We start from the raw sequence: 21,471 nt of genomic DNA on the forward strand, positions 1-21,471 counted from the left end.
ATGTAGTAAATGAATTTAAAACATATAAAAAAGATTATTCAGAAAATGCAGGTATTCAATTTTCAGAAATATTTGATGTTTCCTCAAGCGCTCTGGCAAGAGAAAAACGAAAAATTAAAACAGACATAAAGTTAGATACACATATTCAGATTAAATTAGATATTAATAGACCTGAGGCTTCTGAGGATTATCTAGAACAAGGATATGATCAAGAAAAGAAAATGTTTTATTACAAAGTATATTATAATTCAGAGATTTAAAAAAATATGGGAACAAATACAAAAAAGGTATACATAGCTGGAAAAGTTACCGGATTAAATTATCGTGAAGCTTTTACCGAATTTAAAAAAATAGAAAAAGACCTCATCGGTCAAGGATATGAGGTAATAAACCCTTTAGAAATAGTGCCCTCTAATAACAGCTGGGAGGATGCTATGAAAATATGTATTAGAGAATTAACCTCTTGCTATGCAATTTATTTACTACCTAACTGGCACCAGAGCAGAGGAGCTAAACTGGAGGCTCATATAGCCTCAGAGTTAGGCCTGGAGTTTACAGGTGAAGAAAGTTGTAAAAACACGATCTTAAAAATTAATTAAACTATAATTAAATAATATTTAAAACCTATTAAATCAAATGTTAGCTACAAAAAAACAAGTTATTAGAATTCAAGCAGCTGCTTCAAAAAGGTTTCAATGCCGTGAGGAGCGGCTTGCTTTTTTATCTGATTTTTTCAACAGGGAAATTAAAAGCACCAAGGAACTGGCAGAATGGGAAGCTTACGAACTTATTGTATACCTCAATACGGGTAAAGTACGGGATAATACTTCTTATGCTCGGTTTGACACGCAAAACAGCCGGCATCGTACCATACTTTCCTTATGCCACCAGTTGGGTTGGACACAGGATAACGGATATGTCGATTTAAACAAATTAGGAGGCTGGATAAATAGCAACCGGTGTCCTGTAAGAAAAAGGCTTAAGGATATGACAGAAAAAGAACTAAGTTGTAAAATAATTCCTGCATTGCAGAATATGTTAATAAAGAAATACAAGTAAATGGAAATGGTGAGTATAGAAATCACACACAGCGAATTAAAAGCGCTGGTATTTGTTTTTGAGCAGGCAGATTTCAAATGCTTTAATAAAGAGTTTAAGGCTGTAATGGCTATCAGTAAAGAAATTTATATAAAACTATATAAAAAGGAAATTGATAAAAGGGGGAAAACAGAAAAATTTAAACTCAATTTTAAATATTATGAGGCTTATGCTTTAGAAAGATTTTTAAGGGGTGCAGAATTGTTTTTATCTTATTATCAATACGAGAGTAATGTTTGTTTAAAAGTGGCTAACGAATTAGATAAAAAAATATGAAAATGGTATTTACTGACGAACAATTATTAAATATTTTAGCTTTTGATACCCAACACAGGATAATTACCATTGAAGAAAGAATTTTAATTCACAAAGAAAGAGCACGACAGGCACATGGGTTGCCTGCGCGAGAATTTGATTCTCCGAAGTTACAGGAATTACTAACAAAAACCTGTGTAGAGATAAGACTATCCGGATGGCTAAGGCCTGAATATAGGTATTTTGAAGAAAATGGACAAATAAAAATAGATAAAATCAATTAAATATAATATTATAACTAATAACTAAAAAATGATAAAATGACCTCTAAATATTTAATAACAAGTGAAAAATTTACCGGGTCTTTATTTATGGAATATAAGGATGGTATTATCTGGAAGTTTGAATTTTCAAAAGATTGCAATATTAATTCAGATACTCGAGCCCAGTTGGCAAAGAAAATAAGGATACAGGAAGATTCTGTCGAGCTTTGGAATAATAATCCCAGTCTTATCCTCACTCGACTATTAAATGACACTACCTTTGAAGTTTTTTATAAAGCCTACCCACGTAAAGATGGAAAAAAGCTGATGGCTCAACGAGTATGGGAAAAGATGAAAGATGTTGAACGGATACAAGCAATAACGTACATTGATACACTAATTGAACAAAAAACCTCTGATGGGACCGCCTATCCCTACGCTTCAACATATTTAAATCAACGGTATTGGTTATAAACCTTTAGATAACATAAATATTAAACGCTCTAATTGAGCGTTTTTTTTATCCAAATGTTTATATTTGTTGAAATATTATTAATATGAAAAAATTACTATTTATTATTTGTTGCTGTTTATCTACTTTTTTGTATTCACAATCCGCTGAATTAAATCAATCTCAAATTAACTACATAAATTCTTTAAGGGAATTAGATAAAGACGCGGCTAAAAAGTTTTCCGATAGCATAGCTAATACTTCCAAAACTAAATATAAATTTCTACAAGTTAGGAATACATTGTTAAAATCTCATTACATATTAAGATATATTCCTGCAGAAACAGAAGGTAAAGAAAAATATATAGATAGGAGTTGTGAACAATGTATAGATGTGATTTTTGTTAAATATGTTAAAGGAGCAAACCCATCATTAGAGATTAAAGGTGAAGAGTTTTATTTTTTTGATAAGATAGAGGCTAAATTCTTAGATTTATTTCCAATTTGGAAGTTAGTATTTAAACCAGCTGCAGATGCAATAAAATTAACAGAGGGACATAACTATGACTCAGACAGAATAATTAAAATTAATGATACAGAATATACATTTAAAAATTATAATTCAGATTCTCCTATTTGGGAATTAAAATCATGGTAATATAAATTTTTGTATAATTACTTCAATTTGAGTAATTTTGTTATATGCCTTCTATTTCTCAAAGAAATACAAAACTTCGTTACAAAGCAATAAAAGAAGAATATCATTTACAGATAAAGCGTAATAATGGTATGCCTTTAGCTCAAATACACCGTGAATTTATTTATCCTAAATTTTTTATTAGTCGTAGAACCTTATATAATGTAATTTATACCCCTGATTCTTCATTATCCGTTTAAATATTATTTAAAACAAGGGTATAAATGATATGAATTTCTTGTATTGCGTCATTCCTCCTAATAGATTTACATGAAGCTCTGATTAAACTGCCTGAAGCTTTATGATCTGGTTTCCAACCGTGGAGTTTTTCGTGAATTTTTTCAATCAAATTCCAAATATCCCAGCCCTGATCTTTTTGAAAAGAGGATGATTTAAAGCTAGTATTTGTAAGTTTCAAATTTGCAACAGTTATATCCAAAGTTATTATCCCCTGTTGTCTGTTTGATGGCGTTTTGTTTTTATCTCTACCTATATTACTGAAAGATCCATCATTGAGAGTAATTAAAGCGCATGGCCATTGTACCGGAGGGCGAGTATCATAATAATCCAGTTGGCCCCAGTCTTCATCCACATAAGCAATTTCTTTTATTTCGTTAATTCTTTTCTGAATAGATTTTAAAATAGTAATCATGATTTTTTAAGTTTAGTTAATATATAATTTTTCATATCTTCCATATTACGATCTATACTTTTTTTAATAATTGTATGTATTTGAGGATGATCTCCTATAAACTTACGTTCAGGAATAGTAATTATCTTACCTATTTTCATTAAAGCCAAAGCTTTCCACTGTTCGGCTTCTATTGATAATCTTAAATTTGTTTTGCTTTGACTTAAAGACTTTCTATCTTTTTTGTATTTAAGTTGATTAACTGATTGATAATACATTTTCCAAAAGAATTTTTTCATTTTAGCTGTAACCTTAACTTTACCTCCGTTATTCTGAATGTAAGCATAAGGTAGAGAATTACTGAAATGAATTGAATTGTTTATTATTTGAGAACGATTCCCACGTCTTAAATTATTGGTTCTGGACATCATAGAGCCTTTAAAATTCTGCAATTTATTAGCGGTCCATTTCTTATCAAAAAAAGCCTTTCTTTCAAAATTTCGGTCAAATTCCTCTGTTACTTCTACTTTTACATCGTTTATAATATTGGTAATTATTTGATTTAGTGTTTTCATGATAAATTTTAGTACATTTGTATATTATGGATATTTTAGATAAATATTATTTATTGAGAGATTACTCAGGTAGTCCGGATGACGAGTATGCTCAATTTATTATAACTTTGTTCATGCAATTAGGTGAACAACTTTTACCGTTGTTGAAAGAATCTGAAAAATTAAAAAAGAGAATACGTATTAAAGACAGCATACCTGTTGAATTTTTAGACGAATTTTCGTTAGATTCACTTACTTTAGCTTAAAAATCTTATCTAAAATATTGATAGTTTCTTCATATAGCTCAGGCATTACCTTTTTAAATACTTCATTTCCGGCATATTTATTTTCAAAAATATGAGCTATAAATTCGGCTTCTTTTTTTCCCTCTAAAACAAAATATTCTTTTGTATGTCCTGCTCCAAAATTGCTATTTAATGCCATTAAAGTATCTAAACAAGCTCCTATTTTCTCTAACATATCATAATTCTTTCTTCTTAAATAATAGTGTAAAAAATTTTTAAGCCTTTGGTCTATCGTCTTAAATTCTTGATTTTTATTTTTTGAAAACGAGGTAATATATTTATCCATTAAATTTCTTATCAAAATGTTACTTGTTAAATCATGATGATTATCAATTGCATGTCCGTACTCATGGTAAATAACAGCTGTTGAATACCATTTACTTTTTTTTCTTCTTTCATCTATTGGGATTTTAACAAAATTATAAGATGGACTATAATAAGCTCCAGATCCAGCATTCGCATGTTCTTTTGGATTTTTGAAATATAACGGGGTTTCCCTATTTAATTTATTAAATATCGTTTTATCAATAGTTATATTAAGCGTTTTTTCATATTCATTTAAACTGTCGGGAATATATTTAATGTTCTCTTCTAAAATTTTTTTTACTTCATTTGCTCCTTCTACTTTTGTATAGGGGTGATTTGGCGGAAAAACTTTAAATTGTATTCCGGGGTTAAAACGAAATAATTTAAGCTTGTTTTTACCATCCTTATTTATTTGTGTGGTTGCCTTTTTTCCTAAATTTAAAGCTTTTTCAGAATCGGAAACAGAATATTTGTCTACCAGAACTTCTACGGCAACGCATCGACAGTTCCAAGCATTAGGAGGATAATACTCAACCCAGAAAGGATCGGATTTTGGTAAAGTAATTTTGTTTAATTCCTTATGCTCTTTTCTTACCTTATTATCACCAGCAGTACGATATTGAAGGTTATAACGCTCTGTGTCATCTAATTCAGCCCATTTAGCTGCCATTTGTGAACTAGTAATAGCAAATTGATATTCAGCATATAAGTAGTTATTATTATAATTATCCATAATCTTTTCTATGTCTTTAGCGAAAGCATGAAAAGACTTAATATGTCCGTTAACATCTAACAACATCTTTGATGCCTCTAATAATTCAGCATGTGTTTTAAGTCCTGAAAAAATAAAAATATCTTTTTTCAGTTTAGATAACATCACCGGTGGTATATCATTTTCCTTAATAGCTAAATCCAGAACTTTATAGATTTCATTAGTTAGGTTTTGATAAGGAATTGTTTTTATATCTTCCGGTTGATAACTTCCCTTAGTATATAAGTGTTTAAACGCTTTTTTAAAAGCATTTAAAACCCCTTTAAATTCCGGCATATTGGTTGTACCGGATAATCGAATAAGTTCTCTTTCTTTTTTACAATCAGTACAATTGCAATTATATAAATCACTAATTCTTTTATGTAATCCATTAAAGTATTGAATAGGGCTGACAAGGTTCAGTCTGTCAGCCCTTAAACGAAAAAACTGTCAGTAGAATTAAAATTTGCCCCTAGAGATAATCCTGTTTGTCTTTTGCCGATTATTTTTAATCCGAAGTTTTCATTTATCCATTTTTCATCAAATTCATAATACTGCATAGACTCTCTTACCTTTGTCCATAAACTTTCTAAGTCTGAATTTTTCTCATATTCAAAACTTACACCTTCCGGCAACCAACCTATCGATATTAAAGCAGGAATAACAACACTTTTCATCTGCTGTTCAACATACGACTGATCCGCTATAATTAATTCTTGAGATATATCTGCTCCGATTTTTTCCTTACCATAACTTCCGTTTTTTGTGTCAGCTCCTGTAATAGCACCGTTGATTAATAAAGCTGCTGCATTGTCGCAATTGGCTATAAGGTTATTATATACATCACCGTTAGTATCTGCCCCTTTTGCAAATTCAAATTCCTCAGTACTATCAATAATAAACCAGGCTGCCGCTCCAAATTCTTTCATCATCTTTTTAGCCTTTGCCAATGCTGTTGGATCTTGCGTATCTGTTTTCATTACACGTGGAGGGATTCCGTATATTTCGCAAAGTTCTGACCAACACGACCTTGCGAATTGTTTAAACAGAATAATAGGTACGGCAGAGTTATACAATCCAAAATTATTTGGTTTTCCAAATTCAATTATATAGGTGCCATATTCCCTTAAATCTTTATATTTTATAACTTTAGTGTTATCAGTGTAATCAGGATATATAATTCCCTTGTTGGGTATTACATTTTGTGAGGGTATAAGTTCAACAACTCTTTTACCATCTTTTTCATTAAGTTGTATCAAGCGATGTCCATAAAAACGAGAATCTATAATATTTTCAATAATATCATTTAACCATTGTACATTTTGTAAATAGGCGGTTAATTCTAAATTAATTTCTCCATTTGAATTTTTAAATAGAAAATTTGCCGAAAGGCTCGGGAGTTTTCTTTTTTGACTTTCCGCGATTATTTTTTCATCTTCTGCTATTTTGTCCAGCAAATTATATAACCTCCAACGGCTAGGAAATTCAACTGATTTAGCTAAATCTTTTGCTTTTGACCAATCTCTAATGTCTGAACGTACAGAAAATGTGGATTTTTCTATTATTTGTGCTGCTATATCCTGACGATTATTTAAAGAAAGTTTACGAGTTGCCAATTTTATTAATTCTTCGTTTGTTGGCAGATTTAACGCTTTATGTACAATTTTTTTAATGAAATTCATATCTTTATTTATTCATGGTTAAATTTTTTACGAGAGCCATATATCCATGGCCACGTGTCTTTAAGCTCTTCGTCAGGGGTATCATCAATCGCTTGATTTTCATCTTTTATTAATGGTAGAGTATTTAAATTAGCATTGCCTTTAGCTATATCTTTTAACCATGCTACCGCTCTATCATAGCGATCTTTTGCCTGTTCATAAATAATATCTACATTGCATAAATCAACAATCCACCATTTTGCGATAGTTAGTGTTATAGAAACAATTAAAGGATTTCGCTCTTTACCTTTAGCCGAAAATATTTTATCTACATCATATTTTAAACGGCCATCAGCTGCCTCTTTTTTATTATTTAGTGTTAAATAAGATTTTGCCTCTTGTTCTGCTGTATCTAATGCCTGTAATACAATAGCATCATCACCTTCAGTTATTTGCTCAACCTGATAGGTGTAAATATTATTTTTTAAATCTTCTTTTTGTAAAAACATAGTTTAATATTTTCTATTATTTGTGCTACCTACAGCATATGAGGTTTCAGCTTTTACTATTCTATTTTGAAGTAGCCAAACCCCGCCTTCCAATAAATCCGGACCGTCCATTTCTTTACATGTTGGTGAAACATTTATCATTTGTTCCTTCATCCTTATCATGTTAGGATTTTCTTTTTCATTTTCATTAAATATTAGACATCCTAAACGATTTAAAGGCTCTAAAGTTCCTTCTATACGGTAAAATTTATCAGGTTTACGTCGTTTATCGGGAATAATTGGGAGTCTAAAACTGTAATCTTTTGAAAGTTTGTTAATTAAAGGAATTATAACCTGCTCGTAAAATGGATCTTGTAAACTGTTATTTTCTATATATACACGGAAAGTATCTACATTTTCAGCCTTACAATATCTGTAAGCCTCATATAACCACTCTACAAAAGTGGCGTTAGTGCTATTATCTAAAAATATTTTATATAGGAAAAATTGAAATTTTTTATATCCAATGACACCCACTCCTTTAGTGCTTGATTTTCCTTTGTCCTTGTTGGATGTAGCAGGGTCTGCATAAATTATAATTTTTTCACAACTTTTTAAAGGAGGACATTTACCATAAGTAATAGATTTAAAAGTAGTACCTTCATCTACTGGATTGTTAAAATACTCTTTTTGGCCTGAATTATAAGAAATTAGGGTTAGCGCTCTGTCAATATCTTTTTCAGTGTTTTTCTCCGGCCAGGTAGATTTACCTTTTTTATTTCTAATATTTACTATATCCCATTTATCAGCCTTTTCACCCATTCCAACTACACAGCAGTATTTGGCTATAATGTTACCACAAACAATGAGTAATAAAGGATTAGAAATAGAACGGGTTGGTATTAAAGCCTCTTCAATCCATTTTATTTTTTGAGTAATGCGTTCCTTATTTCTGCATTCTTCGTCAGTATCTATATCATCTATAAGAATAACATCTGGTCTAAAACTATCGTTTCTTGTACCTCTGGGGCTTTGTCCGGCTCCTAGTGCCCGAAAACTAACCCCTTTTTTGGTTGTAAATTCTCCGGCTTCCCATTTTCCTATACTTTCTTGTTTACCATAATCAAAAATTATACGGTTATTATTTTCTAATATAGATTTATAAGGTAAAAGTAATCTACAAGCATTATCAAAGGTATTGGATACAAGTATAACATTTTTCTTTTTACCTATTAGTGTCAAATAAAGTATTTCCATCATGGTACGGGAGGACTTTGCTAATTCACGCGCCCAGCTCCTAACTTCATACCATTCAGCATTAGCTAAAACCCTTTCTGTAGCTAACATTTGAAATTTTGCAGGTTCGGAAGTATAAAAATTTGGGAAATAATATTTAAACCATTTTTCGGAATTTGCTTCAAGTTCTTTGATTCTTTTTTCTTTTTCTATAACGGACTCCTGCCAATCAACGGGGGTAGAACGGGATATATTGAGCCTAAAAGTTTCCCATTGCGTTAAGTATTGCCTGTCAGTTATCTTCTTAGCCATTATATCTTGGATTTAATGAATAAATCAAACCAATGGGTTACCTGTTTGGCTAGTTCCAAATTATGGAGTTGCAGGAAACTAATAAACTTCATTCCGGTATCTACCGTTTCACTGATTCCGGTTTCTGTTTCTAATGATTTTATAGAAGCCGCCAGTTTCACCAGTATATCCACTTCTTTAGAAGTGGCCAGATTATCACCTATTTGTAACTGCCAAAGTTCCATTTGTCTTTGCAGGTTCTTAACAATATTAGAGCGGGTGGTAGTAAGTACGGTTTTTAATTGTTCCCAATTTTCTTCTGTTTTCCATTTTCCGATGGTTTTTTCTGTTACCCCGACTTTCGCAGCAATCTCTTTTTGGGAAAAGCCCATTTGTGTAAAAAGCATCCTTGCATACTCCCGTTCCTGTGATTTATTTAATCCCATTCAATTGAATTTTATCAACAAAAATGGTTGTTAAAAGCTAAAGAACCGGTAAAAGTGTGCAAGAGCTGCACAGATGTGTGCAGGAGCTGCACAATAGTGTGCAACTCTTGCACAACTTCCTTTATTTTTAAACTATTATAATACAACTTTGCTCATACAAAATGTAGAATATGGATGTATATAATGAAGATACTAAGGTAAATCAGAACATGAAGTTTAGCCTCAATGATGAAACTAAAATAAATCAATTAGGATTTCGAGTTCTGAACTCAGGAATAGATCTTAATAGATTGAAAGCTAACCCGGTAATATTGGATATGCATACTAATAATACAAGTACGGTTATAGGTCGTTGGAAAAATATACAGATAGAGGGGCATTTATTAACAGCGGAGGCAGAATTTGACTTAGCGGATGAGTATGCTGCAAAAATTGCCGGAAAAGTTGAGCGAGGTTTTTTAAAAGGGGTATCTTTAGGATTAAACCCTCTCAGTCCTGATAATTTCCAAATTCAACCGGATTCTACGTATGCACTTGTAAAATGTGAAGCTATGGAGGCCTCAATTGTAGCCTTACCCAACAATGCCAATGCTCTTAAATTATATGCTGTTTCTGAAGGAGTTGAAAAAATAATGGAAACTTCAGAAATACAACTTATGCTATCAAACAAACCTACACAAATTAAATTAAAAAATAAAAATATGATAAAATTAACCACATCGGCCATGATTGCATTAGGATTAAATGTGGATCAGGGCGATATATCAGCAGATAAACTAAGTGAAGCAATATTGCAATTAAAGGCAAATTATGAAGCGGAGAAAGCTAAAGTAAATGCAATAGAACAAAAAGAAAAAGAAGAACAAATAAAATTGTCTGCTGAAATGGTAGATAAAGCTATAAAAGAAGGTAAGATTGAGGCAACAAAGCGGCAATCCTTTATAGATTTGGCAGCGCAAAACTTTGAATTGGCTAAATCCACATTAGCTTCTATACCTCGTAAAGTTGATCTAGCCGGACAAATAGTTTCGCAAGGAAGTGGAGCTGTTGAAGTGAAAACATTAGATGATTTTCAAAAATTGGATTTAGCCGCTCAATTGGATTTTAAAAATAATAATCCACAAGAGTATCAAAAACTATTTAAATAATCTAAAAAATATATACGATGGCTTATATGAATTTCCCCGAAGTTTGGGAAAAAAGAGTGAGAGAACAGATCACAAGTGCCGATAAAGCACCTTTTTTTGAGGGAATAGAAGAGTTTGACTCCCCCATAACAATAATGGGTGCGGGGACTGCCGGAGAGAAAAATCTTATCCATATTCCTTTGGCAAATATAGATCCCCAAGTCTTAATAAATAACACTACCTATCCTTTGGCTGTAGTAGAATATACCGATGATGGAGTTGTAGTAGCATTAGATAAATATCAAACAGAAGTAACCTCAGTACCTGATGATGCCGTAGTGGGAGCTTCTTATGATAGAATAGATGTAACTACTCGTGGGCATATGCGTAATATCACCTCCCGAAAGATACAGAAAGGGGTTCATTCTTTAGCCCCTGATCAGGGTAAAGCAGAAACCCCGGTATTAATAGCAACCGGCGATCCGGACCCTAATGGCAGACCTACGCTTATTTATGATGATTTAGTATCTGCCAGAAGGGAGTTAGATAATGTAGATACTCCACAAGAAGACAGAAGATTAATTCTAACCTCTGATCACTGGAACGATTTGTTGATGGACAGGAAAAACTTTGGAAATCTTTTAATAGACTATAACGCAGGAAAACCTGCCCCTATAATTGCCGGGTTTCAAATATACTCTTATATCAATAATCCATTATATGATATAACAACTAAAACAAAAAAACCTTTTGGGGCAGTAGCTACAGCCAATGACCGTAAAGCTTCCGTTATGTTTTATGCTCCAAACATAGGTAAAAAAACCGGTATAACTAAACAGTATTATTTACCATCAGAACTTAACCCCAGAAGTCAAGCAAATGAGCTGAATTACCGTCATTATTTTATTGTAACACCAGTACATAAACAGTATTTAGGAGCAATTATCTAAAAAAACAGATAACAACCTACTGTTTGTCGGTCAATGTTAATCTTAAAGTTAAAACGTAATTCATGGATGAAATCACCGACAGGCAGTATTTATTAAAAATATATAAAATATGAATCTAAAAAAAGCTAAAAGGATTATTAAATACTTAGTAGTTCATAGCGCCGACACTCCAGAGGGAAGAAACGATAAAGCTAAGGACATAGACCGTTGGCATAAAGAAAGGGGATGGTCCGAAATAGGCTATAATTATGTGATTGATTTAGACGGTACTGTTGAAATAGGAAGAGATGTAGACAAAATACCTGCACAAGTAAGAGGACACAATAAAAATTCTATAGGGATTTGTTACATAGGAGGAGCAGATAAAAATTTAAAAGCTAAAGATACTAGAACTGTCAAACAAAAGGAAAGCCTTATTAAGTTACTAAAAGAATTAAGAAAATTATATCCATCTGCACAAATTCTCGGACACAGGGATTTTGCTTCTGCAAATACTACCTGTCCAAGTTTTGATGCAAAAAACGAATACAATAATATTTAAAATCATGAAGCTATTCAAACTCAAAACATTTAGCATAGTCGCTTTTTATTCATTACTTTTTTCCTTCCTATTCATAGCATGTGGCGGGAGTAGGAAGGTTTTTACGCCCCCCCAATCCACAGAAAAAATAGTAACTGTAAAAGAAATCGTACGGGATACTGTTTTTCAAACCCATCCGGACTCAAGTATGTTACAGGCATTAATGGAATGTCAGAATGGAAAAGCAGTAATAAAAGAAATAATAAAGTCAGATCCGGGTAAATCTAATTTACAACCTCCTAAAATCCAATTTAAGGATAATATACTAACTGTTGATTGTGAAGCAAAGGTACAAAAACTCTTTGCTACATGGAAAGAAAAACATAAACAAGAAACCGTAACGGTTACCAAAACAGAATATAAAGAAATTCAAAAAAAATTAACTAAATGGCAAACCCTTTCTTTATGGGTAGGTCAAATTATAATTACACTATTTATAAGTGCATGTTTAGTATACCTTATGGGATTAGGATTAAAAAAATTAAAATAAAATGGATAAAATATTTGAAAAATACCCAAAAATAAATGTGTATTACAAAACTAATGATGGAAATTCTTTTTTTTCAGAATCGGACGCGAAAAACCACGCAAAAAGTTTAGATAATAAATTAGTTCAACCAATTTGCCGAGAATTTGAAAACATTAAAGTTAAAGAAGAAAAAGCTTTAGAAACCGATAAAAATTCTGTAGATGAATCTATAAAAGTAAATGTACAAGCTAAACCTACTAACATAGATAAAAAAACCAAATAATAATGAGTTTACCAAAAATTACCATAAATTTTGATAACGGGGTATTAGGAGCGGTAGCTGCTAATAATGATGGTGTATTTGGTTTAGTTGCCCATGCAGAAGCTGTTACCGGATCTTTTGAGTTAAATAAGGTTTATATGGTTAAATCCATGAAACAAGTATCACAATTAGGAATATTGCCAACCATTGCAAATTACGACTTGTATAAAACATTGTCTGAGTTTTATCAAGAAAGTGGAGAAGGTAGGGAAATGTGGTTTATGGGAATGCCTAAAAATTCTAAAACTTCTGATTGGTTTACTATCAATCCAAATACCGGAAAAACAGATGTTGAAAAGTTACTTAATGCTGCAAATGGTAAATTATCCGGTATTTTTACCAAATGTTCTCCGGAAACAAGCTATACCCCTATTATTGCCGACGGAATCGATACAGATGTTATACTTACTGCTTCTAAAGCTCAAATTTTAGCAGATAACTACACGGCTAATAAATATGCTCCCTTTTTTATATTACTAGAAGGTTATGGATTTACGGGTAATGTAATTGATCTACCGGATCTGACAACTTATAATTTTAATAGAGTGGCTGTATTACTTGGAGATACAGAAAAAAGAAATAATACCCCCGCATCTAAAGGATCGGCAATAGGTATTATAGCCGGAAGATTGGCAAAAAATCAAGTTCATCAGAATATAGGTAAAGTACGTGACGGAGCATTGAGTAATTTATATGCTTATATATTAGATGAGCCTGTTGAAACTTTTGATGTTGAAAGCTTACATGATAAAGGTTTTATATCATTTAGAACACATGTAGGTAAATCAGGATATTATTTTACTGATGATCCAACTGCAAGTGCTATAAATGATGATTACCATTATTTGACAAACAGACGGGTCATCGATAAAGCATACCGTATTACTTATCAAACGTTAGTAAGTTATCTTTTAGATGATGTTGATTTAGAAATGGACGGGACGATTAACCCTATTTATGCTAAAAACATGGAGGGAGATTTAGAAAGCGCTATAACATCTCAGATGACAGTTTACGGGGAATTATCAAGATCCTCAGAAAACGGAGATAATGGCGTAAAAGTTTATATTGATCCATCTCAAAATATAACTTCTACTTCACGTTTAAAAGTAGTCGTCAGAGTTCGTCCACATGGATATAACCGATTTATAGATGTATTATTAGGTTTTAATATTAATAAAAAATCATAATTAAAATGTTTGATAGTAGAGAATACGAATGGGCAGACTTTACAGCGATTTTAGGAGGTAGAGACTTAACCGGTATCAGGGGGGTAAAATATACCCGAAAAATAGAACGTGAAGGGGTTTACGCTAAAGGTAGAAATGCTAAAGCTATTCAATCGGGTAACATTACGGTTGAAGGTGAAATAACTTTACTTCAGTCTGAATACGAGGCATTAGTGGCCTCATCCAAAAACAAAGATATATTAAATCTCTGTTTAGACTTATTAGGGTCTTATGGAAACCCTACGAATGGGGATGTGTTGTTATTCGACCGTATTGTCGGTTTACGTTTTACAGAAGACACAAAAGGGTACAAACAGGGAGATAAATTTATGGAAATTACCCTACCGTTTGTAGCCTTAGATGTAAAAAAACAAGTTTAAAATAAAATAAAAAAATAATTATAATATGAATACTCAAATATCACAAGATCAAATCAATTTATGGAAATCTAAATACAAAGATATTTTTAAAATTACTGTTGAAGATAAAGTTGCTTACTTAAAAAAACCGGATCGTAAAATATTAGCAGCCGCAACTGCAGCCAGTACTAACAATCCTATGAAATTTAATGAAGTAATACTTTTAAATTGTTGGTTAGGAGGAGATGAAGAGATTAAAACGGAAGATTCATATTTTTTAGGAGTTTCGGCAAAAATAAACGAGCTAATCGAAGTTAAACAGGCCGAATTGGAAAAGCTTTAACCGCTGCAGAGATTGTTAATAAAAACACTGAATGGATTCGGATAAGTCATGCCATGCTTAGATATTATCTTCATATTGACCCTGATAATTTAACAGATGAAGAATGGGCAGCAAGAATTCAAGAACTGGATTACATAAGAAAAGAAGAAAATAGTAACCTTAAATAAATAATGTCTGATAAAGTAGATTACATAATAGCTATTGAAGATCATGGCTCTCAAACTTTGCAAAAAATAGGTATGGGGGTAGATTCTGCTGTATCAAAAGTAAAAAAGTTACAAAACGAGACTTTGGGGCTTTATCAGAAAATAGGTGCCGGAAACAGAAATATTGTAAATCCTGCTGCGGTTCAATCTGTAGATAAAACAATAACAAAAGTAAAGGATTTAGGGCTTGAAATTCAAAAAACAGATAATAAAGGTAAAACAGCGGGTAGTAGTTGGTTTTCAAGTGCTTTATCACAGATACCGTTTGCTAATTTACTTACTAATCCTTTAATATTAGCCGGAGCAGCGGCCGGTAACGCCATTCGTTTAGGTATTCAGCAAGATTTAACTAATACTTCATTTGAAGTATCATTAAAATCTAAAGAAGCGGCTAAACAATTAATTGCAGAAATAACAGATTATGGAACTAAAACCCCTTATGATAAAATGGGCATTGCCAACAATGCTAAAACCATGCTGGGTTTTGGGATTGACTCTGAATCTATTATGCCTAATTTAAAAGCCATAGGAGATATAGCAATGGGCGATTCTAATAAAATGACCTCTCTTACATTGGCCTTCTCTCAAATGTCCAGCACCGGTAAACTTACCGGCCAGGACTTATTACAAATGATAAACGCGGGATTTAACCCGCTCAATGAAATAAGCAAGAAAACAGGTAAAAGTATAGGGCAGCTTAAAGAAGACATGGAGAAAAGTAAAATTTCTTCACAAATGGTTAAAGATGCATTTTATTCAGCTGCAGCCGAAGGAGGCCAATTTCACAAAATGGCGGTATCTATGGGTCAAACCTTAGGGGGAAAATTAGCTCAAGTCATGGATAATATCAACGAAAAGTTTTTGATCCTGTATAATATTATCCAGCCTATTGTAATAAAAGGTGTTGAGTTTGCCGATGTTTTAATCAACGGTATAGTGGATGGACTTATAAAATTTGTAAACAAAATTAAAGAGGTAAATCCTTATGCAATGACATTTTTAATAATTATAGGCTCAATTACACTGGCATTAGGAATTATGAAACTGGCGACTATGGCCCAAACAACTTGGACAGCAGCTTTAACCTTAGCAACAAATTTATGTACTAAAGCCTGGTGGGCAAATAACGCCGCTTTGTTAGCAAATCCAGTAACTTGGATCATCGCGGGAGTAATAGCCTTGATAGCCTTAATTACACTTCTTATATATAAAGTTGACGGATGGGGTAAAGCTTGGGAAAATACTATTGAAGTTGTAAAAGCTTTATGGAACGGGTATTTGTCATATATAAAATTAAATTGGCTGGTATTTGAAAATATTGTACTTAGTGGAATAGATAAAATTAAAATCGGTTGGTATTCGGTAAAAAAATTATGGCGAGAAGATTCAGCCAATGAAGCTATAGAACAAATCAAGGCACAATCCGAAGCCCGAAAAAAAGCTATAGATGAAGAAAGTAAAAAAATAGTTGAATCAGGAAAAAAAGCATGGGAATACACTAAAAAAGCAGCGGGGAGCTTAACTATTAATAATAAGGGGTTTGGTGATGTAAAAAAAGATTTAGATTCTAAACTTGGCATAAGTTCGCCTAAAGGTGTAGCCGGTGCGGCAAGTATGGGGTTGCAAGATAAAAACACAAAAGAAAAAAAAGGAAATGGCGCAAAAACTAATCGCTCAATTGCAACAGGTGGGCAGCGTTCTAATTATATAACCATTCATCTTAAAGATTTAATTGGAGTATTAAATATACAGGGTCGAGATTTCAAAGATAGTACAGATCAAATGACAGAGCAAACAGCTGATGCATTACTACGATTATTAGCAATGGCAAATGCTACCGGTGGATAAAAATAATAATTATGGGATTAACGAATCAAAACATATTACTAGCTAGTTTATTAGGTTCAAAAATAGCTAAAAAGCTGCCGCGTTTTGAGGCGGTACAAAATGAAATGTCAAAACACGTATTACCTCCTATACCTTTTTTACCATTACAAAAAGAAGTAAAAATTGATCCGGTCGAAAATTACGATTGGGATGCTGATTATAAAGTTATGCCTACTCAAATACCGGAGAATCAACAATTTTTTCCCGTTAAATTAAAAAAAATTACCGGTAACCAATGGTATTTGTTGCCTTATGAACCAATGATAACAATTTCCGGTAAAAATAATATTGTAAAAAGAGATGTTGCGAAGAAAAAGAATTTGATAGGTTCAATAAAGGAACGTTGGAGTCAAAATGATTATGAGATAACTATAACAGGTGCGTTATATGGTGCAATTGAAACCGGATCTATTGAAGAGTGTTATCCAAAAGAACAATTTAAAAAATTACACGAATTTGTAACAGACCCTCAAGGTATTGCAATAGATTGCTACCCTTTGAAATTATTAGGAATTCAACATATAGTTGTAGAAGAATTTACTTTTCCTTTTACTAAAGGCGAAAATGTACAAGCTTATGAAATAAAGGCGTTTAGTGATGATTCTTACGAATTGTTAATAAAAAGAGAATCTAAAGATGTATAATAATGTATAATTTAGATTGGAAAATAGAATTTGAAAATGAAACGGGGATTTATGATTTAATGATGATCGCAGAATGCGAAATAAATAAATCAGTTGACACATTAGTAGACACCGCAATTATTGTTTTACCGGAGTATGTTTTAAATAAAGTTTTAAATGTGGAGGATAAAATATACAGAGGTACTAAAGTTTCAATAAAATTAGGTTATGATTCTTATTTAAATAATGAATTTAAAGGGTATATACAAAATATTACGGTAGTTGATAATAATATAAAAATTATTTGTGAGGATGATATGTACTTGTTGAAAAAATCGGTAAAAAATGTAGAATTAAAACCAACCTCAGTTAAAAAAATAGCACAATTACTTCTTGAACAGGTTATACCGGAATACACATTAAATTGTGACTACGATATTAACTATGAAAAGTTTGTTATTCATCAGGCAATGGCATTTGATGTGCTAAAAAAATTACAACAAGAAACGGGAGGAAATTTTTATTTAGATACTGAAAATAAAGTTTTACATATCCACCCGCCTTATGTTGAAAAGAAAGGAAATGTAATTTATTCTATGCAGCGTAATATAGAAAATGTCTCATTAGAATATAAAAAAGCCATTGATAAAAAAGTTGAAGTTACGGTTGAAACTACCGATAAAAACGGGAAAGTTATAAGGGAAACAGTGGGTGTAACAGGAGGTGAAAAAATAGTTAAAAAAGTTTCCGGTATGTCAATTTCATCTTTAAAATTAACAGCCCATGCAGAACTTATTAAGCAAACTTTTGACGGTTATGAAGGAACTTTTGACGGCTGGTTGATTCCATTTGTTGAACCAAGTTATACAGCTTTAATTATAGATGAAGATTACCCGGATAAACAAAGCAGTTATTACGTGGTAAGCGTAAAAACTAACTTTAGTTCTTCCGGAGGAAAAAGAACTATAACTCCGGGAGTACGCTTGTCAATTTAATTATGGAAAAGGTAGAAAAAATAAAACGATTGCTAAAGGAGCTAACCGGTTTAAACCCTAATTTACCTATTATTGGTACAGTTACAGAATTACAAAAAGAAACTTGTAATATGTCTATTAATTCTGATTTGATCATTACAGATGTTAGATTAAAGGTAAGTTACGGCGGTTCTAATAATTATTTAATTATATATCCCAAGATTGGATCAAGGGTAGCGGCTATTAGCGTAAACGGTGATCTTTCCGATTTGATGGTTATAAAAATTGATGAAATAGACAAAATTGAAATTAACCAAAATGGTTTAGTTCTATTGTTAGATAGTAACGACAGCAAAATTTGTATTAAAAATAACTCCCAAAGCTTACTAGATCTATTTCAATTATTAACAGATACATTAAAGGATTTAAGAGTATTTACGTCTACCGGACCCAGTGGCCCCCCTTTACCGGAAACTAAAAAAAAATTAAATGATTTTGAAACAGGGTTTAAATCTCTTTTAAAATAGTTTTAAATATGGCACTTGATAAAGAAAGTTTACAAGCAGGTATTAAAAGTTTGTTATCCGAAATGTTAACAAGGGATAGCAACTCAATAGATGAGTTTTCTAAGCGGTTAAGCAGCTTAATAGATAATTACGTAAAAACGGCAACAATAAAATACGATGGTGGTTTATCTTCCCCTAATGGAGCAGTAATCGGAACATTTAAAGGTAAATTGGAATGAAAGATATATTAATAACAAATGAAGGAGATTTAAAAATTGAAAACGGGGATTTTGTTGTAGATAATTCAACCTTACAACATCAGGCTTTAATGCTTGTTGCTAATCCAGGTGAATTTAAAGAATCTCCAAGTATGGGAGTGGGAATAGAAAATTATATACTTGATTCGGATATGAGCGGATGTGAATTTGAAGCACAAATGCAGTTTTCAATCGATGGTATGAAAGTTAAAAACTTAAATTTTAAAAATGATATTATAATCGAAGCAGATTACATATAAAATGAAAGACTTTTTTACAACATATGTAGGCGAATTTTTAACGGCATTAACGGCTGGTTTTGGCGGATGGTTTTTTGGTCGTAAAAAACAAAATGCCGAAGTAACATCTGCGGAAATAGACAACGAAATCAAGCTATCTGAATATTATAAAACTATGCTGGATGATCTAGGAAATAGATATGAACAGAAATATAAAGATGTAGTAGCCCTGTATGAAAGTCGTGAAAAGTTATTACGTGATGAAATAACTATGTTAAAAAATAAAATAAAAATGTTGAGGCAAGAAAATATTTCTTTAAAACGAAGAGTTGGAGAATTGGAAAAACAACTAAAAAATGAGAATAACTGTACGCAATAATCAATCATTATTAGATATATCTATCCAATATAAAGGAACTGTAGAGGCAGCCTTTACAATAGCGTTAGCTAACAATATTAGTTTAACAGATGATCTGATGACAGGTCAGGAGTTAATAATTCCTAATACTAAATATTATAATAAATTAATTTTAGATAATTATCAAGGAAAAGGGTTTTTACCGGCTACCGCTATAACTGACGAATTTATCAATAAAATGGATGAGCTGGGAATTGGAGAAATGATAATCAATGTAAATTTTATACCTAAGGCATTTAAAAATAGTTAATATATGGCTAGGAAATTAACGGATATAAAGGCGCAAATATTAAGCGAAAAAACTAAATACAGTGAATTAGATGTATTAAATTCAAAATCAAAGTCTTCAATTTGGAATTTATTTATATATATAATAGCTTATGCTATTTTTAATTTAGAATTATTATTTGATCAACACAAATTAGAAGTTAGCACCGCTATTTCCGAGCTTAAACCTCATACCGCCCGGTGGTACAGAAATAAAGCCCTTGCTTTTCAATACGGTTTTAATTTACACGAAGATACGGATAAATTTAATAATGAAAATCATACAGATGATGAAATCGAAGCCAGTAAAATTGTTAAATACTCTGCGGTTACCGAAGCAGAAAATCAAAGCAGGTTGATAATAAAAATAGCAGGAGAAAATAACGGAGAGTTATCCCCTATTACCGAACCTCAAAAAGAGGCTTTTATGACCTATATGGAAGAAATAAAAGACGCCGGAGTGCCATTGACTATTATAAATTATTTACCCGATTTATTATATTTAAGTATTACCATAAAACGTGATCCTTTGGTATTAGATGCTTCGGGAAATTCCATATCCCCTCTAAATGGTGATATACGCCCTGTTGACACTTCGATAAAACAGTTTTTACGGGAGTTACCTTTTAACGGTGAATTAATCCTGTCAAAATTAACGGATAAACTCCAAGCTACCTCGGGGGTGAAAGATGTAAATATTGACAACGCTTCCTCTGCGTGGATTGATGCGAATACTAACGATTACGGCAGCGCCATCGGGATTTATATGTCTGTAGTACCGGAATCCGGATATTTTACAACAAAAAAAAACAATCAAAACCTAATTAATATAAAATATGTGGTATGAGGTAAATATCAAAAAATTAAGCGTATTACTCTTGCCTACTCTTTTGAGAAAGCCCCGAATTATAAGCTATTTGTTTTCTTTGACAAAACCATTGGAAATATTGCATTACAACTGGCAGCAAATGCGCTCAGATAATATATATAAGTTGGAACACAACGGGCAGGTTTGTTACCTCCGTAAAGCGCTAAACGACCGCTTCGATCCCCAAAAAAGAAGAATTATCATAGTAGGTGCGCAACGCTATAAAGAACAATATATTTACACAAAAGGAGAAAAAAAACCGAAGTACTTAGGGACAATGTATTTGCGTCGCAGTACGGATTTCGGCGACAATGGAGTTGATTTTTTAGTGCTGGTACCTGCAGAGCTTTTGGACGAAAATAATTACGAAATGAAAGCGCTTATTGATTATTACAAATTGGCAAGTAAAAGATA

General features: G+C 32.1%; 33 protein-coding genes and 1 pseudogene. 27 read left to right on the forward strand and 7 right to left on the reverse strand.

The window, feature by feature from the left end; all coding sequences use genetic code 11:
• The 8 genes and pseudogenes from ASC36_RS10835 to ASC36_RS09560 form a co-directional block, all read left to right on the forward strand.
• A pseudogene (locus ASC36_RS10835) lies at nucleotides 1–260 on the forward strand (nucleoid-associated protein); the annotation flags it as partial.
• A 6-nt stretch (nucleotides 261–266) separates the two neighbouring features.
• Complete coding sequence (locus ASC36_RS09530; RefSeq protein WP_055426271.1) at nucleotides 267–599, forward strand: DUF4406 domain-containing protein; 333 nt, start codon at nucleotides 267–269, stop codon at nucleotides 597–599.
• 37 nt (nucleotides 600–636) lie between these two features.
• Nucleotides 637–1,059, forward strand: coding sequence for a hypothetical protein (locus tag ASC36_RS09535; RefSeq protein WP_055426272.1), 423 nt, complete (start codon nucleotides 637–639; stop codon nucleotides 1,057–1,059).
• A gap of 6 nt (nucleotides 1,060–1,065) precedes the next feature.
• The gene (locus ASC36_RS09540) at nucleotides 1,066–1,374 is read left to right on the forward strand and encodes a hypothetical protein (protein WP_141656255.1); all 309 of its coding nucleotides are present in this window, start codon (nucleotides 1,066–1,068) and stop codon (nucleotides 1,372–1,374) included.
• Nucleotides 1,371–1,637 carry a hypothetical protein gene (locus ASC36_RS09545; protein WP_055426274.1) on the forward strand — a complete coding sequence of 89 codons (267 nt, stop codon included), beginning with the start codon at nucleotides 1,371–1,373 and terminating at the stop codon, nucleotides 1,635–1,637. Before ASC36_RS09540 ends, ASC36_RS09545 begins: the two co-directional genes overlap by 4 nt.
• Nucleotides 1,638–1,673: 36 nt before the next feature.
• Entirely contained in the window at nucleotides 1,674–2,090 is a 417-nt protein-coding gene (locus tag ASC36_RS09550) for a hypothetical protein (RefSeq protein WP_055426275.1), read from the forward strand.
• 83 nt (nucleotides 2,091–2,173) lie between these two features.
• On the forward strand, nucleotides 2,174–2,725 hold the full coding sequence (locus ASC36_RS09555) for a hypothetical protein (RefSeq protein WP_055426276.1): 552 nt from the start codon (nucleotides 2,174–2,176) through the stop codon (nucleotides 2,723–2,725).
• 44 nt (nucleotides 2,726–2,769) lie between these two features.
• Complete coding sequence (locus ASC36_RS09560; protein ID WP_055426277.1) at nucleotides 2,770–2,964, forward strand: hypothetical protein; 195 nt, start codon at nucleotides 2,770–2,772, stop codon at nucleotides 2,962–2,964.
• Here ASC36_RS09560 and ASC36_RS09565 read toward each other — a convergent pair.
• Both ASC36_RS09565 and ASC36_RS09570 read right to left on the reverse strand, forming a co-directional pair.
• Nucleotides 2,961–3,416 (reverse strand): hypothetical protein, encoded by a 456-nt coding sequence (locus ASC36_RS09565; protein WP_055426278.1) that lies wholly within the window; start codon nucleotides 3,414–3,416, stop codon nucleotides 2,961–2,963. The two genes, ASC36_RS09560 and ASC36_RS09565, sit on opposite strands and share 4 nt — an antisense overlap.
• A complete protein-coding gene (locus ASC36_RS09570) occupies nucleotides 3,413–3,970 on the reverse strand; it encodes a hypothetical protein (protein WP_055426279.1) in 558 nt (185 codons plus the stop codon). The genes ASC36_RS09565 and ASC36_RS09570 overlap by 4 nt, the downstream gene beginning before the upstream one ends.
• Before the next feature lie 26 nt (nucleotides 3,971–3,996).
• On the opposite strand from ASC36_RS09570, the gene ASC36_RS09575 reads away from it, so the two are divergent.
• Nucleotides 3,997–4,215: a hypothetical protein gene (locus ASC36_RS09575; RefSeq protein ID WP_055426280.1), complete on the forward strand. Its 219-nt coding sequence runs from the start codon at nucleotides 3,997–3,999 to the stop codon at nucleotides 4,213–4,215.
• Here the strand turns inward: ASC36_RS09575 and ASC36_RS09580 are convergent.
• From ASC36_RS09580 to ASC36_RS09600, 5 genes are all read right to left on the reverse strand, one after another.
• A complete protein-coding gene (locus tag ASC36_RS09580) occupies nucleotides 4,202–5,608 on the reverse strand; it encodes a phage head morphogenesis protein (protein ID WP_055426281.1) in 1,407 nt (468 codons plus the stop codon). The two genes, ASC36_RS09575 and ASC36_RS09580, sit on opposite strands and share 14 nt — an antisense overlap.
• Before the next feature lie 137 nt (nucleotides 5,609–5,745).
• Nucleotides 5,746–6,993, reverse strand: a complete 1,248-nt coding sequence (locus ASC36_RS09585) for a phage portal protein family protein (RefSeq protein WP_055426282.1) — start codon at nucleotides 6,991–6,993, stop codon at nucleotides 5,746–5,748.
• 8 nt (nucleotides 6,994–7,001) lie between these two features.
• Entirely contained in the window at nucleotides 7,002–7,481 is a 480-nt protein-coding gene (locus tag ASC36_RS09590) for a phage protein Gp36 family protein (RefSeq protein WP_055426283.1), read from the reverse strand.
• A gap of 3 nt (nucleotides 7,482–7,484) precedes the next feature.
• The gene (locus ASC36_RS09595; RefSeq protein ID WP_055426284.1) at nucleotides 7,485–9,008 is read right to left on the reverse strand and encodes a hypothetical protein; all 1,524 of its coding nucleotides are present in this window, start codon (nucleotides 9,006–9,008) and stop codon (nucleotides 7,485–7,487) included.
• Nucleotides 9,008–9,433 (reverse strand): terminase gpP N-terminus-related DNA-binding protein, encoded by a 426-nt coding sequence (locus ASC36_RS09600; protein WP_055426285.1) that lies wholly within the window; start codon nucleotides 9,431–9,433, stop codon nucleotides 9,008–9,010. The genes ASC36_RS09595 and ASC36_RS09600 overlap by 1 nt, the downstream gene beginning before the upstream one ends.
• A 170-nt stretch (nucleotides 9,434–9,603) precedes the next feature.
• On the opposite strand from ASC36_RS09600, the gene ASC36_RS09605 reads away from it, so the two are divergent.
• The 18 genes from ASC36_RS09605 to ASC36_RS09690 all read left to right on the forward strand — a co-directional run.
• Entirely contained in the window at nucleotides 9,604–10,581 is a 978-nt protein-coding gene (locus ASC36_RS09605) for an HK97 family phage prohead protease (RefSeq protein ID WP_055426286.1), read from the forward strand.
• Between the two features lie 26 nt (nucleotides 10,582–10,607).
• Nucleotides 10,608–11,510, forward strand: coding sequence for a hypothetical protein (locus tag ASC36_RS09610; RefSeq protein ID WP_245630765.1), 903 nt, complete (start codon nucleotides 10,608–10,610; stop codon nucleotides 11,508–11,510).
• A 109-nt stretch (nucleotides 11,511–11,619) separates the two neighbouring features.
• The gene (locus ASC36_RS09615; RefSeq protein ID WP_055426288.1) at nucleotides 11,620–12,051 is read left to right on the forward strand and encodes an N-acetylmuramoyl-L-alanine amidase; all 432 of its coding nucleotides are present in this window, start codon (nucleotides 11,620–11,622) and stop codon (nucleotides 12,049–12,051) included.
• 4 nt (nucleotides 12,052–12,055) lie between these two features.
• Nucleotides 12,056–12,580: a hypothetical protein gene (locus ASC36_RS09620; protein WP_141656256.1), complete on the forward strand. Its 525-nt coding sequence runs from the start codon at nucleotides 12,056–12,058 to the stop codon at nucleotides 12,578–12,580.
• A 1-nt stretch (nucleotide 12,581) separates the two neighbouring features.
• A complete protein-coding gene (locus tag ASC36_RS09625) occupies nucleotides 12,582–12,842 on the forward strand; it encodes a hypothetical protein (RefSeq protein ID WP_055426290.1) in 261 nt (86 codons plus the stop codon).
• 2 nt (nucleotides 12,843–12,844) lie between these two features.
• Nucleotides 12,845–14,071 (forward strand): DUF2586 domain-containing protein, encoded by a 1,227-nt coding sequence (locus ASC36_RS09630; protein ID WP_055426291.1) that lies wholly within the window; start codon nucleotides 12,845–12,847, stop codon nucleotides 14,069–14,071.
• Between the two features lie 5 nt (nucleotides 14,072–14,076).
• Nucleotides 14,077–14,490: a hypothetical protein gene (locus tag ASC36_RS09635; protein WP_055426292.1), complete on the forward strand. Its 414-nt coding sequence runs from the start codon at nucleotides 14,077–14,079 to the stop codon at nucleotides 14,488–14,490.
• Nucleotides 14,491–14,515: 25 nt separating this feature from the next.
• Nucleotides 14,516–14,812, forward strand: a complete 297-nt coding sequence (locus tag ASC36_RS09640) for a hypothetical protein (protein ID WP_055426293.1) — start codon at nucleotides 14,516–14,518, stop codon at nucleotides 14,810–14,812.
• A gap of 170 nt (nucleotides 14,813–14,982) precedes the next feature.
• Entirely contained in the window at nucleotides 14,983–16,866 is a 1,884-nt protein-coding gene (locus tag ASC36_RS09645; RefSeq protein ID WP_055426294.1) for a tape measure protein, read from the forward strand.
• Between the two features lie 11 nt (nucleotides 16,867–16,877).
• The gene (locus ASC36_RS09650; RefSeq protein ID WP_055426295.1) at nucleotides 16,878–17,549 is read left to right on the forward strand and encodes a DUF6046 domain-containing protein; all 672 of its coding nucleotides are present in this window, start codon (nucleotides 16,878–16,880) and stop codon (nucleotides 17,547–17,549) included.
• A 2-nt stretch (nucleotides 17,550–17,551) separates the two neighbouring features.
• Nucleotides 17,552–18,523 carry a hypothetical protein gene (locus ASC36_RS09655; protein ID WP_055426296.1) on the forward strand — a complete coding sequence of 324 codons (972 nt, stop codon included), beginning with the start codon at nucleotides 17,552–17,554 and terminating at the stop codon, nucleotides 18,521–18,523.
• A 2-nt stretch (nucleotides 18,524–18,525) separates the two neighbouring features.
• Complete coding sequence (locus ASC36_RS09660) at nucleotides 18,526–19,029, forward strand: hypothetical protein (RefSeq protein WP_055426297.1); 504 nt, start codon at nucleotides 18,526–18,528, stop codon at nucleotides 19,027–19,029.
• A gap of 8 nt (nucleotides 19,030–19,037) precedes the next feature.
• Nucleotides 19,038–19,247, forward strand: coding sequence for a hypothetical protein (locus tag ASC36_RS09665; protein ID WP_055426298.1), 210 nt, complete (start codon nucleotides 19,038–19,040; stop codon nucleotides 19,245–19,247).
• The gene (locus tag ASC36_RS09670; RefSeq protein WP_055426299.1) at nucleotides 19,244–19,525 is read left to right on the forward strand and encodes a hypothetical protein; all 282 of its coding nucleotides are present in this window, start codon (nucleotides 19,244–19,246) and stop codon (nucleotides 19,523–19,525) included. Before ASC36_RS09665 ends, ASC36_RS09670 begins: the two co-directional genes overlap by 4 nt.
• Nucleotide 19,526: 1 nt before the next feature.
• Nucleotides 19,527–19,883, forward strand: coding sequence for a hypothetical protein (locus ASC36_RS09675; protein ID WP_055426300.1), 357 nt, complete (start codon nucleotides 19,527–19,529; stop codon nucleotides 19,881–19,883).
• The gene (locus ASC36_RS09680; protein WP_055426301.1) at nucleotides 19,861–20,172 is read left to right on the forward strand and encodes a LysM peptidoglycan-binding domain-containing protein; all 312 of its coding nucleotides are present in this window, start codon (nucleotides 19,861–19,863) and stop codon (nucleotides 20,170–20,172) included. Before ASC36_RS09675 ends, ASC36_RS09680 begins: the two co-directional genes overlap by 23 nt.
• A 3-nt stretch (nucleotides 20,173–20,175) precedes the next feature.
• Complete coding sequence (locus ASC36_RS09685; RefSeq protein WP_055426302.1) at nucleotides 20,176–21,036, forward strand: hypothetical protein; 861 nt, start codon at nucleotides 20,176–20,178, stop codon at nucleotides 21,034–21,036.
• Between the two features lie 121 nt (nucleotides 21,037–21,157).
• Nucleotides 21,158–21,471: hypothetical protein (locus ASC36_RS09690; protein WP_245630766.1), on the forward strand; the 314-nt coding region annotated here is incomplete at its 3' end.

This window comes from Apibacter mensalis (assembly GCF_001418685.1).
In the GTDB taxonomy this organism is placed as follows: Bacteria; Bacteroidota; Bacteroidia; order Flavobacteriales; family Weeksellaceae; genus Apibacter; species Apibacter mensalis.

Excerpts from the sequence above, each read along its gene's own strand:
- ASC36_RS09530 (WP_055426271.1), top strand. The coding sequence starts at position 267 with ATGGGAACAAATACAAAAAAGGTATACATAGCTGGAAAAGTTACCGGA.
- ASC36_RS09535 (WP_055426272.1), top strand. The coding sequence starts at position 637 with ATGTTAGCTACAAAAAAACAAGTTATTAGAATTCAAGCAGCTGCTTCA.
- ASC36_RS09540 (WP_141656255.1), top strand. The coding sequence starts at position 1,066 with ATGGTGAGTATAGAAATCACACACAGCGAATTAAAAGCGCTGGTATTT.
- ASC36_RS09545 (WP_055426274.1), top strand. The coding sequence starts at position 1,371 with ATGAAAATGGTATTTACTGACGAACAATTATTAAATATTTTAGCTTTT.
- ASC36_RS09550 (WP_055426275.1), top strand. The coding sequence starts at position 1,674 with ATGACCTCTAAATATTTAATAACAAGTGAAAAATTTACCGGGTCTTTA.
- ASC36_RS09555 (WP_055426276.1), top strand. The coding sequence starts at position 2,174 with ATGAAAAAATTACTATTTATTATTTGTTGCTGTTTATCTACTTTTTTG.
- ASC36_RS09560 (WP_055426277.1), top strand. The coding sequence starts at position 2,770 with ATGCCTTCTATTTCTCAAAGAAATACAAAACTTCGTTACAAAGCAATA.
- ASC36_RS09565 (WP_055426278.1), bottom strand. The coding sequence starts at position 3,416 with ATGATTACTATTTTAAAATCTATTCAGAAAAGAATTAACGAAATAAAA.
- ASC36_RS09570 (WP_055426279.1), bottom strand. The coding sequence starts at position 3,970 with ATGAAAACACTAAATCAAATAATTACCAATATTATAAACGATGTAAAA.
- ASC36_RS09575 (WP_055426280.1), top strand. The coding sequence starts at position 3,997 with ATGGATATTTTAGATAAATATTATTTATTGAGAGATTACTCAGGTAGT.
- ASC36_RS09580 (WP_055426281.1), bottom strand. The coding sequence starts at position 5,608 with ATGCCGGAATTTAAAGGGGTTTTAAATGCTTTTAAAAAAGCGTTTAAA.
- ASC36_RS09585 (WP_055426282.1), bottom strand. The coding sequence starts at position 6,993 with ATGAATTTCATTAAAAAAATTGTACATAAAGCGTTAAATCTGCCAACA.
- ASC36_RS09590 (WP_055426283.1), bottom strand. The coding sequence starts at position 7,481 with ATGTTTTTACAAAAAGAAGATTTAAAAAATAATATTTACACCTATCAG.
- ASC36_RS09595 (WP_055426284.1), bottom strand. The coding sequence starts at position 9,008 with ATGGCTAAGAAGATAACTGACAGGCAATACTTAACGCAATGGGAAACT.
- ASC36_RS09600 (WP_055426285.1), bottom strand. The coding sequence starts at position 9,433 with ATGGGATTAAATAAATCACAGGAACGGGAGTATGCAAGGATGCTTTTT.
- ASC36_RS09605 (WP_055426286.1), top strand. The coding sequence starts at position 9,604 with ATGGATGTATATAATGAAGATACTAAGGTAAATCAGAACATGAAGTTT.
- ASC36_RS09610 (WP_245630765.1), top strand. The coding sequence starts at position 10,608 with ATGAATTTCCCCGAAGTTTGGGAAAAAAGAGTGAGAGAACAGATCACA.
- ASC36_RS09615 (WP_055426288.1), top strand. The coding sequence starts at position 11,620 with ATGAATCTAAAAAAAGCTAAAAGGATTATTAAATACTTAGTAGTTCAT.
- ASC36_RS09620 (WP_141656256.1), top strand. The coding sequence starts at position 12,056 with ATGAAGCTATTCAAACTCAAAACATTTAGCATAGTCGCTTTTTATTCA.
- ASC36_RS09625 (WP_055426290.1), top strand. The coding sequence starts at position 12,582 with ATGGATAAAATATTTGAAAAATACCCAAAAATAAATGTGTATTACAAA.
- ASC36_RS09630 (WP_055426291.1), top strand. The coding sequence starts at position 12,845 with ATGAGTTTACCAAAAATTACCATAAATTTTGATAACGGGGTATTAGGA.
- ASC36_RS09635 (WP_055426292.1), top strand. The coding sequence starts at position 14,077 with ATGTTTGATAGTAGAGAATACGAATGGGCAGACTTTACAGCGATTTTA.
- ASC36_RS09640 (WP_055426293.1), top strand. The coding sequence starts at position 14,516 with ATGAATACTCAAATATCACAAGATCAAATCAATTTATGGAAATCTAAA.
- ASC36_RS09645 (WP_055426294.1), top strand. The coding sequence starts at position 14,983 with ATGTCTGATAAAGTAGATTACATAATAGCTATTGAAGATCATGGCTCT.
- ASC36_RS09650 (WP_055426295.1), top strand. The coding sequence starts at position 16,878 with ATGGGATTAACGAATCAAAACATATTACTAGCTAGTTTATTAGGTTCA.
- ASC36_RS09655 (WP_055426296.1), top strand. The coding sequence starts at position 17,552 with ATGTATAATTTAGATTGGAAAATAGAATTTGAAAATGAAACGGGGATT.
- ASC36_RS09660 (WP_055426297.1), top strand. The coding sequence starts at position 18,526 with ATGGAAAAGGTAGAAAAAATAAAACGATTGCTAAAGGAGCTAACCGGT.
- ASC36_RS09665 (WP_055426298.1), top strand. The coding sequence starts at position 19,038 with ATGGCACTTGATAAAGAAAGTTTACAAGCAGGTATTAAAAGTTTGTTA.
- ASC36_RS09670 (WP_055426299.1), top strand. The coding sequence starts at position 19,244 with ATGAAAGATATATTAATAACAAATGAAGGAGATTTAAAAATTGAAAAC.
- ASC36_RS09675 (WP_055426300.1), top strand. The coding sequence starts at position 19,527 with ATGAAAGACTTTTTTACAACATATGTAGGCGAATTTTTAACGGCATTA.
- ASC36_RS09680 (WP_055426301.1), top strand. The coding sequence starts at position 19,861 with ATGAGAATAACTGTACGCAATAATCAATCATTATTAGATATATCTATC.
- ASC36_RS09685 (WP_055426302.1), top strand. The coding sequence starts at position 20,176 with ATGGCTAGGAAATTAACGGATATAAAGGCGCAAATATTAAGCGAAAAA.